The organism is Saccharopolyspora rectivirgula DSM 43747, from assembly GCF_000497205.1.
In the GTDB taxonomy this organism is placed as follows: domain Bacteria; phylum Actinomycetota; class Actinomycetes; order Mycobacteriales; family Pseudonocardiaceae; genus Saccharopolyspora; species Saccharopolyspora rectivirgula.
Genome location: NZ_AYJW01000007.1, coordinates 17813 through 33114, shown reverse-complemented (window position 1 = coordinate 33114; position 15302 = coordinate 17813). Strand labels below are relative to the sequence as shown.

The following is a 15302-nucleotide window of genomic DNA, read 5'->3' as shown; positions in this document are numbered from 1 at the left end:
GGTTCCCATGGGCAGATCCGTTCTGGCGCTGATCCTGCTGTCGATGACCGTGCTCACCGGGGCGGCTTCGGCCCAGCCGGTGGAGCACGTCGACGGTCACTTCGACCGCCCGCAGGAGGGGTTCGCCCCGCCCGGGACCGTGCTGCGGCTCGGTTCTGCCGAGGAGGCCGGCCTGGACCCCGCGCCGATCGAGGCGGCGTTGCGGAAGATCGCGTCGTGGACGGAGCGCACTCCGGAGCTGGACCACCCGATGTACGCGGGCGCGGTGAGCCTGGTGGCGCACGACGGTGTCGTGGTGCGCCACGAAGCGACCGGCTACGAGGTGCGCTACGTCGACGGGCAGGGTCGGGAGCTGCCCCGGGAGCAGTGGGAACCGATGCGGCCGGACACCATCTTCGACGTCGCCTCGGTGAGCAAGCTGTTCACCTCGATCGCGGCGCTGCAGCAGGTGGAAGCCGGCAAGATCCGCTTGGACGCGCCGGTGGCGGAGTACTTGCCCGAGTTCGGCAACAACGGCAAGGAGCGGATCACCGTCGAGCAGCTGCTGACCCACACCTCCGGTCTCCCGGCCGTGGTGCAGCTGTGGAAGATCCCGGAGGAGCAGCGCATCCCGTTCGTCATGCAGCTGGCGCCGGAGAACCCGCCGGGGACCCACTACAACTACTCCGACCCGAACATGATCACCCTCGGCTTGCTCGTCGAGCGGGTCGCGGGAGCGCCGCTGGACGAGGTGGTGGCCCGGGGGATCACCGAACCGCTGGGGATGGAGGACACGGGCTACAACCCGCCGCGGGAGAAGCTGCACCGGATCGCGGCGACCGAGTACCAGGTCGATCCGCCGCGCGGCATGGTGCGGGGCGAGGTGCACGACGAGAACGCCTGGGCGCTCGGCGGCGTGGCCGGCCAGGCGGGGGTGTTCTCCACGGCCCGGGATCTGGCGGTGCTCGGGCAGACGCTGCTCAACGGTGGCACCTACCGCGGGGAGCGGATCTTGTCCGAGGAGAGCGTCCGGTTGATGCTCACCAACTTCAACGAGGAGTTCCCGGGCAACGCGCACGGGCTCGGTTTCGAGCTGGACCAGCGCTGGTACATGGCGGGGTTGAGCAGCCCGCACACCGCCGGGCACACCGGTTACACGGGGACTTCCCTGGTGATCGACCCGATGTCCCGTTCGGTGGTGGTGCTGTTGACCAACCGGGTGCACCCGTCGCGGGAGTGGGGTTCGAACAACGCGGCTCGTCGGGAGCTGGCCCAGGGATTGGCGAAGTCGCTGGCCGTCTCCCCCGCGCGGGGTTCGGCTTCGTGGTACGCCGACGAGGACGAGGAGGCCGTGCTGCGCACCGTGCCACTGCCGGCGCGCGGCCCGGTGCGGGTCTCCTTCTCGGCTTTCGTGGACACCTGGGCCGATGCGGAGGGCACCGCTCCGCTGCTGCTGGAGGCCAGCACGGACGGGGTGCATTGGCGACCGGTGCCGGTGCGGGCCACGGGCCCGGGGGCTCCGGAGGGGCCGGTGGAGCAGTTGGCCGCGTCCGGGCACCGGCGTTGGTGGGAGGTGTCCGCTGAGGTGCCGGCCCAGTCCGGACAACCGGTCCAGCTGCGCTGGCACTACGTGCCCGATGCGAGCAACCCGGGGCGCGGGGTGAACCTCGACGGCATCCTGGTCGCGGATCGCCAGGGCGTGCTGCTGGACGGGGAGCGGGAATCGGACCGGTTGATCCCCCAGGGCTGGGTCAGCGTTTCCCGGTGATCCGGCCCCGCGAGTCCGGTCCGGCGCGCGCTTCGGGGTTCCGGTGGCCCTTCGGCGGTCGTCGCGTGCTTCTTCCCTCGGTCGGACCGCGTTCAGGCGCTGTTCGTCGCTCCGCGGCGGGTCGACGCGTGGACCTCCTGCCGCCCGGTCGGGTGCGCTGAAGCTACCGGGATGAGCGACAGTGCCCTTCTTTCTCCTATTCAGGTGAACTGCGACTCACCAAGAAAGACTAATCTGCAGTAGAGGCAACTCGATCACCTGGTTGGTCCGTCATTCGGAATGAACCCTATGATGCGGATTGACCACCGTAACGAATGGTTAGTAAGTTTCCCACATGGCCACTCCAGGAACCCCGCAGCAATCGGACGAGACCAGCCCGCTCGTCAAGATCCGCTCCTTGCTGCCGGGACTGGCCAGAGCTGAACAGCGCGTGGCCAGCATCGTGCTCGCCGATCCGGCTTCCATCGCCCGGCGCAGCATCACCGAGGTCGCCGAAGCCGCCAGCACCAGCGAGACCACCGTCACCCGCTTCTGCAAGGCGATCGGCTTCAACGGCTACCCGGACCTGCGGATAGCGCTCGCCGCGGACACCGCCCGCACCACCACCCGGGAACGCCAGCTCGGGGGCGACATCTCGCCCGACGACAGCATGGCCCAGATCATCGAGAAGATCGGCTACACCGACGCCAAAGCGGCCGAGGAGACCGTGGGCCAGCTGGACCCGGAGGTGCTCGGCCGCCTGGTGGACGCCGTCGTGCGCGCCCGGCGGGTGGACGTCTACGGCGTCGGCGCCAGCGCGTTCGTCGCCATGGACCTGCAGCAGAAGCTGCACCGCATCGGACTGGCCTGCTTCGCCTGGTCGGACACGCACGCCGCGCTCACCTCCGCCGCACTGCTGCAGGAAGGCGACGTGGCGATCGCGGTCTCGCACTCCGGAGCGACCACCGACACCGTCGAAGCATTACGCGAAGCGAGCCGGCACGGCGCGATCACCGCGGCCATCACGAACTTCTCCCGCTCCCCCATCACCGAGGTCGCCGACCACGTGCTGACCACCGCGGTGCGGGAGACGACCTACCGGTCCGGGGCCATGGCCAGCCGCATCGGTCAGCTGACCGTCATCGACTGCCTGTTCGTCGGGGTAGCGCAACGACAGCTGGACAAAACCCGGGCTGCACTGGAAGCAACCTACGAAGCGGTCGAAGGTCATCGCCTTGGCACCCGGCCGGACCGCAGGCGGCAGAAGGAGTTCTCGTGACCCAGGACCGCGCAGTCCGCGTGGAAGCCCCCACCGAGCGGAGCAACCCGCGGACCAAGGACATCGACCTGCTCCCGACCCTGGACGTGCTGCGCGTGCTCAACGCGGAGGACCGCACCGTCCCCGAGGCGGTGAGCCGAGCGCTGCCGGAAGTGGCGCAAGCGGTGGACCTGGCGGTGGACACCCTGCGCGCGGGCGGCCGCGTGCACTACGTGGGGGCCGGCACGTCCGGTCGGCTCGCGGTGCTGGACGCCGCCGAACTGGTCCCCACGTTCAACGCTCCCCCGGACTGGTTCGTGGCCCACCAGGCGGGCGGGGAGGAAGCCTTCGTGCGCGCGGTGGAGAACGCCGAGGACGACACCGACTCCGGGGCCGCGGTGATCCGCCGGCACGCGAGCAGCGCCGATTTCGTCATGGGCTTGGCCGCCTCCGGCCGCACCCCGTTCGTGCTCGCCGCGCTGCGGGAGGCCAAGCAGCTCGGCGCGCGCACGGCGCTGCTGACCTCCAACCCGGATCCCGGTGACGTGCCGGCGGACATCGTGATCGCCGTGGACACCGGTCCGGAACCGATCGCGGGCTCCACCCGGATGAAAGCCGGCACCGCCCAGAAGCTGGTGCTGAACTCCTTCTCTACCGCGGTGATGATCCGGTTGGGCCGCACCTACTCGAACCTGATGGTGAGCATGCTGGCCACCAACGCGAAGTTGCGCGGACGCACGCTCAGCATCCTGCAGGAAGCGACCGGCGCCGGCGACGAGGAGTGCGCGGCGGCGCTGAACTCGGCCGGTGGCGACCTGAAGGTGGCCCTGGTGCACCTCTTGTCCGGAGTGGACACCGAGCGGGCCGCCGCGGCGCTGCGCGAGACCGACGGGCACGTCCGGCAGGCGCTGGACCTGGTGGGGGCCTGAGGGCCGGCGCCGCTACGGCCGCGGACCACGGCGCTTCCGGCGGCGCTTCCCGCTGCGACCACCGGCGGCCGCGGTGCAGCGGCGGCAGACGGCCACCGGTCGCGGCGCCGTGCCCGCGAACCACAGCACGTCGACCCACAGCACGTGCGGGAACTTGCTCAAGCCGGCGCGGCGCAGCGGAACGCCGCACAGCGTCTGGTTGGTTCCGGGCTGCCAGGCGTGCACGTCCCCGCCGGGCAGCCGCACGCCTTCCTCGTCGGTCCACTCGCTGGAGCCGACCGCGGCCGGGAGCTGTCGCGACATGGGACCGGCGTTCCCGCACCAGGGGGCACCGCAATCCCGCGCCGCCACCGGTCGGCGGCCGGCGCGGGACACCGCACCCCGTCCTTCCCGGGTGGACTACTCCGGGAGGTTCTCCTCCACCCGGCGGAACGCGTCCACGACCAGGTCCCAGAAGCTGTCCACGTCCAGGTGCTGGGCGACGAGCGCGTTGTGCTCCTCACCGGGCGCGGTGAAGTCGGTGACGGTCATGCCGCTGGTGAAGCGCCCCTGGGTCTCCACGTCCACCCGGGCGGAGACGAGGCTGAACAGGCCGGGGTCCGCGGCGAACGCGATCGCGCAGGCGTCGTGGATGGCCGGCCCCTTCTCCCGGTACTGGTGGTGCCGCCCGTAGTGGTCGAGCGCCGGGGTGAGCAGCTTGCTGTCGAGCCGGGTGAACTCGCTGAACCGCTCCTGCACCTGACCGGTCACCCGGGCCTGCAGGGTGAGGTCCAAACCGATCATCACGGTCTGCCAGGGCGCGGCGAACACCGCGGCGGCCGCCTCCGGGTCCGCCAGCACGTTGAACTCCGCCGCCGGGGTCACGTTCCCCCGGGTGTAGGACCCGCCCATGATGACGAATTCCCGCGCCCACTCGGCGATGCGCGGTTCTTTCCGCAGTGCCAACGCGATGTTCGTCAGCGGGCCGACCGCCACCAGGCTGATCTCACCGGGCGCGGCCGCCAGCGAGTCGACGATGAAGTCCACGGCGTGCGCACCGGACGGTTCGCGGGTCGCCGGTGGCAGCACCACGTTGCCCAACCCGGACTCGCCGTGCACGTGCCGGGCCGCGCGGGGTTCGCGCAGCAGCGGGCGGCTGGCGCCGCGCGCCACCGGGACGTCCATGCCGTAGAGCTCGGTCAGGCACAGCGCGTTCTCGGTGGTCCGCTCGATGCCCACGTTGCCGGCCACCGTGGTGATCCCGACGACCTCCAGGGCCGGGCTGCCGTGCGCCACGGCCAGCGCCAGCGCGTCGTCCACACCGGGATCGCAGTCGATGAGAACCTTCTTGGTCACCGTTCTTCCCCACCTGCGAATCGAACTCAGCCGGCCTGCGCGGCGTCAGCGATGGACTTGGCCTCCCGGGCCCCCGCCTCCAGCGACCGGCAGCAGTAGACGATCCACTCGGCCAACCGGGCCGGATCACCACTGGCGTATCCCGCGGCCTTCTCGACGTACTCGGCCTGCCGCCGGAAGTACGCGACCTCCGGAACCACCAGTCCCTTCGGGTCGAGCCCGCTGCCGATGATCGTCAACCTGGCCGCGGCGCGGGCGATGATGCCGTCCGCGGTGCCGAAGGGCTCCAGCGCGAGCAGTTCCCCGTGCACCACCGCGGCCACCACCGGCCCGGGCACCTCGGAAGAATTGGTCACCACTTCGGCGAGCAGGTCCAGTCGTTCCGCGACCGCCGGGGCCGTCCGGGGGCGGCCGAGCTGCTCCGGGTCGGAGACCAGGTCGACCGCCGCGAGCATGTGCATCTTGGCCAAGGCCTGCCGCGGCGCCCGCTGCCACGTGGACAGCATTCCGCCCAGCTTCTCCGCCACCCGAAGCGATCCGGCCAGCAGCGGATCGGTGACCTCCCCGGACTCGGGGATCTCGGCGGAGCCCCCGGCGATGGCAGCGGACGCGCGGGCGGCGCGCACCGACGCCTCGGCTGCGGTGGTCGGCCAACCCCGCCGGTTCGCCGGGTGCCAGTGGACCTCGTCGATGGCCGACCTGGCTGCGGCCACTGCTTCCTCGACCCCGTCGAGCTCCAGCAATGGCGCCAGTGATGGCTTGTCACTCACGACAGCCGACGCTACCGTCCGGTGCATCCACACCTGTAGGCGTGTACTGCGACTTGCGCCACACCCCACGGCGCAATTCCACTGTGCAGCAGGTCAATCGCAGAACGCATTTCCAAATTGGTATGGACCAACGGATGGAAGCACTGTTGCCGTGGCCCAGATCGCATTACGGTTCGCATAGCAACAGGCGTCCCATCAGCCAGGGAGGTTCTCCGGAATGAGCCAGCCCGAAGGACAGCACAGCGCACTGTCCAACCTGCTCAACGAAAGCAGGACGTTTCCGCCCTCTGAGGACTTCGCGGCGCAGGCCAACGCCAAACCGTCGCTCTACGACGAGGCCAGCGCCAACCGGGAGGAGTTCTGGGCCAAGCAAGCGGAACGGCTGCACTGGGGCACCAAGTGGAGCCAGGTGCTGGACTGGTCCAACGCACCGTTCGCGAAGTGGTTCGTCGGCGGCAAGCTGAACGTCGCCTACAACTGCGCCGACCGCCACGTCGAAGCCGGCAACGGTGATCGGGTCGCCATCTACTGGGAAGGGGAGCCCGGCGACACCCGGGTCATCACGTACGCCGACCTGCAGCGCGAGGTCAGCAAGACCGCCAACGCCCTGGCCTCCCTCGGCGTCGGCGCCGGCGACCGGGTCGCCATCTACCTCCCGATGATTCCGGAGGCCGTCTTCTCGATGCTGGCGTGCGCCCGGCTGGGTGCCATGCACAGCGTGGTGTTCGGTGGCTTCTCCGCCGAGGCGCTGCGGTCCCGCGTCAACGACGCCGAAGCCAAAGTGGTCATCACCAGCGACGGCCAGTACCGGCGCGGCAAGCCCCTGCCGCTGAAGGCCAACGTGGACGAAGCGCTCCGCGAAGCGCCGAGCGTGGAGCACGTGCTGGTGGTCAAGCGCACCAACATCGACGTGGACTGGACCGACGGCCGCGACAAGTGGTGGGACGACGTCGTCTCCAACCAGTCCGACCAGCACACCCCGGAGGCCTTCGACTCCGAGCACCCGCTGTTCATCCTCTACACCTCCGGCACCACCGGGAAGCCGAAGGGCATCCTGCACACCTCCGGTGGTTACCTGACCCAGGCCGCCTACACGCACTACAACGTCTTCGACATCAAGCCGGAGTCGGACGTCTACTGGTGCACCGCGGACATCGGCTGGATCACCGGCCACACCTACATCGTCTACGGCCCGCTGGCCAACGGCGCCACCCAAGTCATCTACGAGGGCACGCCGAACACCCCCCACGAGGGGCGGCACTGGGAGATCGTGCAGAAGTACGGCGTGAGCGTGTACTACACGGCTCCGACCTTGATCCGCACCTTCATGAAGTGGGGCGCGGACGTGCCCGCCAAGTACGACCTGTCCTCGCTGCGGGTGCTGGGCTCGGTGGGTGAGCCGATCAACCCGGAGGCGTGGGTCTGGTACCGCGAGCACATCGGTGGCGGCCGCACCCCCGTCGTGGACACCTGGTGGCAGACCGAGACCGGCGCGATCATGATCTCGCCGCTGCCGGGCGTCACTTCCGCCAAGCCGGGGTCGGCGCAGCGCCCGCTGCCCGGCATCTCGGCGAAGGTGGTGGACGAGCAGGGCCAGGAAGTCCCGAACGGTGGCGGCGGCTACCTGGTGCTGAACGAGCCGTGGCCGTCGATGCTCCGCGGTGTCTGGGGCGACGAGCAGCGCTACAAGGACACCTACTGGTCGCGGTTCGCCGAGCAGGGCTTCTACTTCGCCGGTGACGGCGCCAAGTACGACGACGACGGCGACATCTGGCTGCTCGGCCGGGTGGACGACGTCATGAACGTCTCCGGGCACCGCATCTCCACCACCGAGGTGGAGTCGGCCCTGGTGTCGCACCCGAACGTGGCCGAGGCGGCGGTGGTCGGCGCCAGCGACCCGACGACCGGCCAGGGCATCGTCGCGTTCGTCATCCTGCGCGGCGGGGTGGACGACGAGGCCAGCGGCGAAGCGGCGCTGAAGGAGCTGCGCGAGCACGTCTCCAAGGAGATCGGCCCGATCGCCAAGCCGCGGCAGATCATGGTCGTTCCGGAGCTGCCCAAGACCCGCTCCGGCAAGATCATGCGGCGCCTGCTGCGGGACGTCGCGGAGAACCGGGAGATCGGTGACGTCACCACGCTCGCCGACTCCTCGGTGATGGACCTGATCTCGAAGGGCATGAAGAGCAGCTCGGACGACTGACGACGCATCGACGGGTGCCCTCCTCCGAAGATCGGAGGAGGGCACCCGTTGCCGTCCGCGGCCCGCACGCGAGACGCGATCACCAGAACGGGTGTTAAGGTCGAGGCGGGGCGTGCCGGGAAGTCTGGTCGGCAAGACATTGCAACCTGTCCACTTCCGGGAGCCGACGCGTGTCCAAAGCCGCCCGCAAGAAGTCCGACGCCGAAAACCGCGGTTTCGACCTCGCCGAGCACCTCCGCACCGAAACCACCGGTGGGCTGGTGCTGCTCGGCGCCACGGTCCTCGCCCTGATCCTCGCCAACTCCCCCGCCAGCGGTCTGTACCAGGCGGTGCGCGACTTCACCATCGGTCCGGAGTCGCTGCACCTGGACCTGACCGTCGGCGAGTGGGCCAAGGACGGGCTGCTGGCCATCTTCTTCTTCGTGGTCGGCTTGGAGCTCAAGCGCGAGCTGACCATCGGTGAGCTGTCCACCCCGAAGAAAGCGCTGCTGCCGGCGATCGCGGCCGTGGGCGGGATGATCGCCCCCGCGGTGCTGGCGTTCCTGATCAGCAGGAACGAGCCCGAGGCCGGACTGGCCTGGGCGGTTCCGGTGGCCACCGACATCGCCTTCGCGGTGGGCGTGCTGTCCCTGGCCGGCTCGTGGCTGCCCACCACTGCCCGGGTGTTCCTGCTCAGCCTCGCCGTGGTGGACGACCTCGGCGCCATCATCGTCATCGCGGTGCTGTTCACCAGCGGCCTGAACTGGATCGCCCTGCTGGTCGCCGGAGCGCTGTGCGCCGGCTACTGGTACCTGCAGCACAAGCGGATCACCACCGCGTGGCTGTACGTCCCGCTCGCGGTGGCCACCTGGGTCGCGGTGCACACCAGCGGCATCCACGCCACCATCGCCGGTGTGGCGCTGGGCCTGCTCACCCGGGTCCGGCGCGACCCGTACGAGCCCGCCGCCCCGGCAGCGCGCCTGGAGCACCGGCTGCAGCCGTGGTCGGCCGGGCTGGTCATCCCGGTGTTCGCGTTCTTCGCCGCCGGGGTCCCGGTGGGTGGCGAGGCGTTGCGCGCGATCTTCACCGACCGCATCTCCATCGGCATCATGGTCGGCCTGGTGGTCGGCAAGTTCATCGGCATCTTCGGCAGCTCGCTGCTGGCGGTGAAGCTGCGGCTCGGCGACCGGCCCGCCGGGGTCGGTTGGACGGACCTGGCCTCGCTGGCGCTGCTCGGCGGGATCGGGTTCACCGTCAGCTTGCTGATCGCCGAGCTCTCCCTCACCGGGGACGCCGCCGAGCGCGCCAAGGCCGCGGTGCTGATCGCCTCCGCGCTGGCCTCCGTGCTGGGTGCTCTGGTGCTGGTGGTGCGGCGCCGACTGGCCCGGGCGAACAGCAACGGCACAGCCAACTAGCTGTTTCCCGGTGGTAACAGCGCAGAGCCAATCCAGCCTCCGCTGATCCTCCGTGGCACGATTGGCACCGTGACTAGCGCCCAGAACAACGATCCCCGCGGTACCGCTCCCGGCAGCGTCACCTCGATCCCGCTGTCGGAGGAGAGCCCGGTCGGAGACGGCCAGACGGTCGGCAGCCTGGTGCGGGAGGCCACCACGCACCTGTCCACTCTGGTCCGGGCCGAAGTGGAGCTGGCGAAGAACGAGATCGCCAGCGAGGCGAAGAAAGCGGCGAAGGGCAGCGCCTTCTTCGTCCTGGCGCTGACCGTGCTGGCCTTCAGCATGTTCTTCTTGTTCTTCACGCTCGCTGAAGCGCTCGCCCAGATCGGACTGTGGCGGTGGGCCGCGTTCGGCATCGTCTTCCTGGTGATGCTGCTGGCGGCTGGTTTGCTGGCCCTGCTCGGAGTGCAGCGGGTCCGCAAGATCCGCGCTCCGCGCCGCACCATCGAGACCCTCAAGGACACCAAGCAGCTCGCCCGCCGCGGGCGCGGGGAGAAGGCGGAGGACACCTCGGCCGCCTAGGCGCGCGTCAGCCGGTGCACTCCCCGGTGGACACCGGTTCGGTCAAGCCGGCCGCTGCGGCCACTTCGTCCGCGACTTCCTCGGCGGTGAGCGCGAACCCGGTGTCCGGGGTGTCCACCGCGGCCCCGAAGATCACGCCGACCACCTGACCGGCCTCGTTGATCAGCGGCCCGCCGGAATTGCCGCTCTGCACCGTGCCGCGCAGCGTGTACACGTCCCGCAGCACGGTCTGCTGGTCGTAGATGTCCGGTCCGCGCAAGTTGATCCGCTCCCGGATCCGCGCCGGCGCGGCGGTGTAGGGGCCGTCCAGCGGGTACCCGAGGACGATCACGCTGGTCCCGGACTCGACCGGGGCGCGCACGAACGGCATCGCGTCGGCGTCCAGATCCGGCACGGCCAGGATCGCCAGGTCGGTGGCCGGGTCGTAGTGCACGACCTCCGCGTCGAACTCACCGGGGCCGATCTCGATCGACACGTCGTCGGTACCGGCCACCACGTGGGCGTTGGTCATCACCCGGTGCGGGGCGACCACGAACCCGGTGCCCTCCAGCGCGCGGGCGCACGTGGTCGCGCGGCCGCGCACCTTCACCACGCTCGGCCGGGCGTTGCGCACCACCTCGCTGTTGGCCAGCGCCGGGTCCGGCGGGGCTATCTCGGCGACCGGGGTCTCGGAGAACGGCTCCAGCGGATCCGGGAACCCGTAGATGCCGAGCCGCTCCCGGAGCTCGGACGGGAGCTGGCGGGCCGCCGACGGCATCAGCGAGTCGACGGTGCTCAGCACTTCCGAGCGGTTCAGCGACGACGCCAGCCAGGGCATCGCAGCGGCCGAGGTGAACGGCAGCGCGACCAGCCACGCCACCACGAACACCGCCGCGCCCTGCAGCACCGAACCGAGCACGTTGTCCAGGCCGGTCAGCTTGCGGGAGGTGATCCGGTCCCGCAGCTCCCGGCCCACCCACATGCCCAGGGTTTCGCCCAGGGCCACCAGCAGCACCACGACGCCCACGCCGAAGCCGAGCCGGGCCGGGGCGCTGTCCACCCGCTCCAGCAGCGCCGGAGCCAGCTTCAGGCCGACGACCGCGCCGACGAACACCCCGAAGAACGAGAACAGTGCGGTGACCAGGCCGCTCCGCGCACCGGAAACGGCCGCGACGAGTGCGAGCAGCACCACCAGCAGGTCGACCCAGTTCACCGTTCACCTCTCCGCTGACCGCCGGCCCACCCGTCAGCCGCAAACCTCGTCAATGCTTGCCGAAACCGACGTCCTCTGCTTCCCGCACGGCTCGCCAAGCGTCCTCCAGGTCCCGCACGTCCTCCTGGTCCCAGTGCCGGGCCCAGCCGCCCAGTTCGAGCAGGCCGGACAGCAGCCCTCCGGTGAAGCCCCACACCAGCATGCCCGGAACCAGGAACGCCGGGCTCGAGTACCGGTCGCCGATGCCGACCCGCAACCGGTTGTCCGGGTCGGTCAGCCAGGAGATCGGCACCCGGGCCACCGCCGCGGTTTCCGCCGGGTCCACCGGGGCCACCGGGGACGGCCGCCACCAGTGCGCGATCACCGGCGTCACCCGGAAACCGCTGTGCGGCACCCACAGCTCGGGCAAGGTAGCCAGCGGGCGGATCCCGTCGCGCTCCACCCCCACTTCTTCCTCCGCTTCGCGCAGGGCGGCCTCGACCGGCCCGTCGTCGGAGGGGTCCAGCGCGCCGCCCGGGAAGGCCACCTGCCCGGGGTGGGAGTTGAGGTTGTCGGCGCGGCGCAGCAGCAGCACGTCGGGTTCCCCATCCTGCTCCCCGAACAGCACCAGCACCGCCGCTGGGCGAGCGGTGCGGGGCGGGTTCACGCGGGGCAGACCGAACTCGTCCGGCTTGCGGCTGGCGGTCTGCTCCACCAATTCGCGCAGCCAGTCCGGCACCTGCGCCGGGTCGACCAGGGGTCCGGGCTGGGTCATCGGGGCTCCAAGGTTCGCTGCACGGCCTGTCGTACCTCCTCGGGGGAGGTGAAAACGGTGGGTGGTTCGATCGGGCGCACTTGCCCGGAGGTCGTCACGACGTAGCTGACCGGCAGCACGTTGGGCCCCGGCAGCGCGGTGCGGCTGCGTCCCGCTGGGTCGTACACGTTGGGGTAGTGAACGCCCAGCTCGGTGAGCAGGTCAAGGCCGTCCGCCTCACCGCTCTCCACCTGGACGCCGACCACCCGGATGGCGTCCGGCTGCTCGCTGTAGGCCTGCAGCGCGGGCAGCTCCGCCCGGCACGGGGCGCACCAGGTGGCCCAGACGTTGACCAGCGTCGGTTCTCCGGCGACGGCCTTGCCCAGGTCGACGGGCTCCCCGGTGGCCAGGCAGGTGGCGGTGACGCCCTCCAGGCCGGCCGCGGGCTGCGGTGCCGGCGAGCAGTCGGCGAGCGCGGCGGCGTCCCGCTGGGCCTGGCTGACCGGCTGGCTGGCCTGCTGCGGTGGCGGCGCGGTGCCCTCCGACCCCGGTTCGGGGCTGCGCGGCCACAGCGCCACGACGCCGAGCACCGCGAACACCAGCACGACGAGGGTCCAGCGGATTTCGTTGCGGTAGGCACCGAGCCGGCTCACGCCAGCGGCTCCTTCTCAGCTGCTTTCTCGATCGTCTTCTCCGGGACTTCCTCGGCGATGCCGGCCAGCTGCAGCAGCCGCCGGGCTTCCGGACCGCGGACCAGCTTGGCCGCTTCCTCGGGGACGGTGGGGCCGGCGCCGTAGGAGGGGCAGTCCTTGGCCAGCAGGCAGGCGCCGCAGGCCGGTTTGCGGGAATGGCACACCCGCCGGCCGTGGAAGATCACCCGGTGGGAGAGCATGGTCCACTCCTTGCGCGGGATCAGCTCGCCGACCGCGTGTTCGACTTTGACCGGGTCCTCCTCGGCCGTCCACCCCCAGCGGCGCACCAGGCGGCCGAAGTGGGTGTCGACTGTGATTCCTGGCACGTCGAAGGCGTTGCCGAGGATGACGTTGGCGGTCTTGCGCCCGATGCCGGGCAGTTTCACCAGCTCGTCGAGGGTGCGCGGGACTTCCCCGCCGTGCTTCTCCAGCAGCGCGGCGCCGAGGCCGATCAGCGAGGAGGCCTTGTTCCGGTAGAAGCCGGTGGGCCGGATCATCTCTTCCAGCTCGGTGCGGTCGGCGGAGGCGTAGTCCGCGGCGGTCCGGTACCGGTCGAACAGGGCCGGTGTGACCTGGTTGACCCGCTTGTCGGTGCACTGCGCGGAGAGGATGGTGGCGACGGCGAGCTCCAGCGGAGTGCGGAAGTTCAACTCGCAGTGCGCATCGGGGTAGGCTTCGGCGAGCGCCCGGTACATCCGGCGGGCGCGGCGCACGAGCCCCAGCCGGGTTTCCTCCGTTCGACGGCGGGCGGCCTTTCTCGGCTTGTTAGGAACTGGGTCCGACACCCCACCAGACTACGGATTGAGCGGATGCGGAGAGTAGCTGGACCTCTGTAACGGACGGTATCCCCACCCCGGTTGCAGCCCACCCGAAGGCATGAGCGAGGATTTAACCATCATGGCTGCCTGGTTCGTAATCGTTGTACCGCTCGTGATCATGTTTTTCACGCTGTTCATGGAACGCGTGGAAGCGAAGCTCCGTCACGTGGCGGTGCAGGAGAACGAGGTAGAAGAACTCCTGGAAAACGCCCGCCCCGACGAGGTGCGGGCGCTGTTTCGGCAAGGCATTGGACGCGCGCTGGAGCTGTTCCAGCTACGCAGGGTGGGACGCGCCGGTAGGCTGCGTACTCGCCGCTCCCGCGACCAGTCTTAAAATTGCTGGTAGTGATCGGCGGCACACCGCCAGACGCGCAACCGCGGGTCCGGCAGCAAAGACAGCCGCCGCGTCTCAACATGGAGGGACGAGGTGGACGAGACCCTAGCCCGGGCCGGGATCTTCCAAGGCGTTGAGCCGGCTGCAGCGGAGGCACTGGCCCAGTCGCTGGAACCCGTGGAGTTCCCGCGGGGACACGTGATCTTCGCTGAGGGCGAGCCGGGAGACCGGCTTTACATCATTCAATCCGGCAAGGTGAAGCTCGGACGCAAGTCCCCGGACGGCAGGGAGAACCTGCTGGCGATCATGGGCCCGTCGGACATGTTCGGCGAGCTGTCGATCTTCGACCCGGGGCCGCGCACTTCCACGGCCACCACTGTGACCGAAGTCCGGGCCCTGAGCATGGACCGCACTGCTCTGCGGCAGTGGATCGCTACTCGCCCGGAGATCTCCGAGCAGCTGCTCCGAGTGGTCGCACGCCGGCTGCGCCGCACCAACGGCATGCTGGCCGACCTCATCTTCACCGACGTTCCCGGGCGCGTTGCCAAGGCGCTGCTGCAGTTGGCCCAGCGCTTCGGCAGCCAGGAAGCTGGCCTGCTGCGGGTCACCCACGACCTCACGCAGGAGGAGATCGCCCAGTACGTGGGCGCCTCCCGGGAGACCGTGAACAAGGCGCTGGCCGACTTCGCCCACCGCGGCTGGCTGCGGTTGGAGGGCAAGAGCGTGCTCATCCTCGACCCGGAGCGGCTGGCCCGCCGCGCTCGCTGAGAGCACGCGCCCGAGAACACGAGAACGAGGACCGACGCGCGTCGACCGATGGACCCGGGCACACCCTGGGTTCTTCAGTCGGCGCGCGTTGTCTTCCAGCGGGTCGCCCGCACCGCCTCACCAGGCCAGCCGTCGCTGCGGCCGGCTTTCGCGGTGGAAGCGCTCGCTCGATTGAATAGTACTGGCGGGACGGCGCCGGGCAACTGTTGCGCGCGGCCGGTGGGAGGCGCTTGCCGCGAACCGGCGCCAGACGCAGATGAAGGAGCTGGCCGCCACCCCCGACGCAGCGATCCAACTCCTTCATCCTCCGCGTGGTTAATCCCCCGACGACCAACCACGCTCCCCGATCCCTCCGATGCGTCGGCCCCGAATCCCTTACATCAGAGGAGAACCTTTTCCAGCTTTAACAATCCTCCACCGGGAGGCTTCCCGGCAAGACCCTTCATTCATAAAGACGGTAGGAATCCGGCTCGGGTTGCTCGCTTCACCCGGATTTCCCAAACCCGCCACCACCAGTATGCCCCCATTCACCCGCCGGCAACCAGGACATAGGTCCTGACCTGGCCTCTTGGCCAGCATCGGACGGTTCGTC

The 15302-nt window shown here is 70.0% G+C and carries 15 protein-coding genes; 8 read left to right on the top strand and 7 right to left on the bottom strand.

Annotation, left to right across the window (positions count from 1 at the left end; translation table 11 throughout):
* The first annotated feature begins 7 nt into the window (after positions 1 to 7).
* From SREC43747_RS0103540 to murQ, 3 genes are all read left to right on the top strand, one after another.
* Positions 8 to 1747, top strand: coding sequence for a serine hydrolase domain-containing protein (locus SREC43747_RS0103540; RefSeq protein WP_029719773.1), 1740 nt, complete (start codon positions 8 to 10; stop codon positions 1745 to 1747).
* A gap of 334 nt (positions 1748 to 2081) precedes the next feature.
* Positions 2082 to 3005: a MurR/RpiR family transcriptional regulator gene (locus SREC43747_RS0103535; RefSeq protein ID WP_029719772.1), complete on the top strand. Its 924-nt coding sequence runs from the start codon at positions 2082 to 2084 to the stop codon at positions 3003 to 3005.
* Positions 3002 to 3913, top strand: a complete 912-nt coding sequence (gene murQ, locus SREC43747_RS0103530) for an N-acetylmuramic acid 6-phosphate etherase (RefSeq protein WP_029719771.1) — start codon at positions 3002 to 3004, stop codon at positions 3911 to 3913. The genes SREC43747_RS0103535 and murQ overlap by 4 nt, the downstream gene beginning before the upstream one ends.
* A 12-nt stretch (positions 3914 to 3925) precedes the next feature.
* Here the strand turns inward: murQ and SREC43747_RS0103525 are convergent, their stop codons facing one another.
* The 3 genes from SREC43747_RS0103525 to SREC43747_RS0103515 form a co-directional block, all read right to left on the bottom strand.
* Entirely contained in the window at positions 3926 to 4216 is a 291-nt protein-coding gene (locus tag SREC43747_RS0103525; protein WP_029719770.1) for a hypothetical protein, read from the bottom strand.
* A 96-nt stretch (positions 4217 to 4312) separates the two neighbouring features.
* The gene (locus SREC43747_RS0103520; RefSeq protein WP_029719768.1) at positions 4313 to 5248 is read right to left on the bottom strand and encodes a nucleoside hydrolase; all 936 of its coding nucleotides are present in this window, start codon (positions 5246 to 5248) and stop codon (positions 4313 to 4315) included.
* Between the two features lie 26 nt (positions 5249 to 5274).
* Positions 5275 to 6045 (bottom strand): Fic family protein, encoded by a 771-nt coding sequence (locus SREC43747_RS0103515; protein WP_408005223.1) that lies wholly within the window; start codon positions 6043 to 6045, stop codon positions 5275 to 5277.
* Positions 6046 to 6235: 190 nt separating this feature from the next.
* On the opposite strand from SREC43747_RS0103515, the gene acs reads away from it, so the two are divergent.
* From acs to SREC43747_RS0103500, 3 genes are all read left to right on the top strand, one after another.
* Entirely contained in the window at positions 6236 to 8218 is a 1983-nt protein-coding gene (acs, locus tag SREC43747_RS0103510; RefSeq protein WP_029719766.1) for an acetate--CoA ligase, read from the top strand.
* A 170-nt stretch (positions 8219 to 8388) separates the two neighbouring features.
* Entirely contained in the window at positions 8389 to 9612 is a 1224-nt protein-coding gene (nhaA, locus tag SREC43747_RS0103505; RefSeq protein WP_029719765.1) for a Na+/H+ antiporter NhaA, read from the top strand.
* Positions 9613 to 9672: 60 nt separating this feature from the next.
* Positions 9673 to 10173: a phage holin family protein gene (locus SREC43747_RS0103500; RefSeq protein ID WP_408005224.1), complete on the top strand. Its 501-nt coding sequence runs from the start codon at positions 9673 to 9675 to the stop codon at positions 10171 to 10173.
* 7 nt (positions 10174 to 10180) lie between these two features.
* On the opposite strand, the gene SREC43747_RS0103495 is transcribed toward SREC43747_RS0103500, so the two are convergent.
* Genes SREC43747_RS0103495 through nth form a run of 4 tightly spaced genes read right to left on the bottom strand, consistent with a single transcriptional unit; the run spans position 10181 to position 13485 of the window.
* A complete protein-coding gene (locus tag SREC43747_RS0103495) occupies positions 10181 to 11365 on the bottom strand; it encodes a MarP family serine protease (RefSeq protein WP_029719763.1) in 1185 nt (394 codons plus the stop codon).
* 49 nt (positions 11366 to 11414) lie between these two features.
* On the bottom strand, positions 11415 to 12119 hold the full coding sequence (locus SREC43747_RS0103490) for an NUDIX hydrolase (protein WP_029719762.1): 705 nt from the start codon (positions 12117 to 12119) through the stop codon (positions 11415 to 11417).
* The gene (locus SREC43747_RS0103485) at positions 12116 to 12751 is read right to left on the bottom strand and encodes a TlpA family protein disulfide reductase (RefSeq protein ID WP_029719761.1); all 636 of its coding nucleotides are present in this window, start codon (positions 12749 to 12751) and stop codon (positions 12116 to 12118) included. The genes SREC43747_RS0103490 and SREC43747_RS0103485 overlap by 4 nt, the downstream gene beginning before the upstream one ends.
* Entirely contained in the window at positions 12748 to 13485 is a 738-nt protein-coding gene (nth, locus tag SREC43747_RS0103480) for an endonuclease III (protein WP_029719760.1), read from the bottom strand. Before nth ends, SREC43747_RS0103485 begins: the two co-directional genes overlap by 4 nt.
* Before the next feature lie 202 nt (positions 13486 to 13687).
* Here nth and SREC43747_RS0103475 point away from each other — a divergent pair, with 202 nt between their 5' ends.
* Complete coding sequence (locus SREC43747_RS0103475; protein WP_029719759.1) at positions 13688 to 13942, top strand: hypothetical protein; 255 nt, start codon at positions 13688 to 13690, stop codon at positions 13940 to 13942.
* Positions 13943 to 14035: 93 nt separating this feature from the next.
* Entirely contained in the window at positions 14036 to 14710 is a 675-nt protein-coding gene (locus tag SREC43747_RS0103470; RefSeq protein WP_029719758.1) for a Crp/Fnr family transcriptional regulator, read from the top strand.
* The last annotated feature ends 592 nt before the right edge of the window (positions 14711 to 15302 follow it).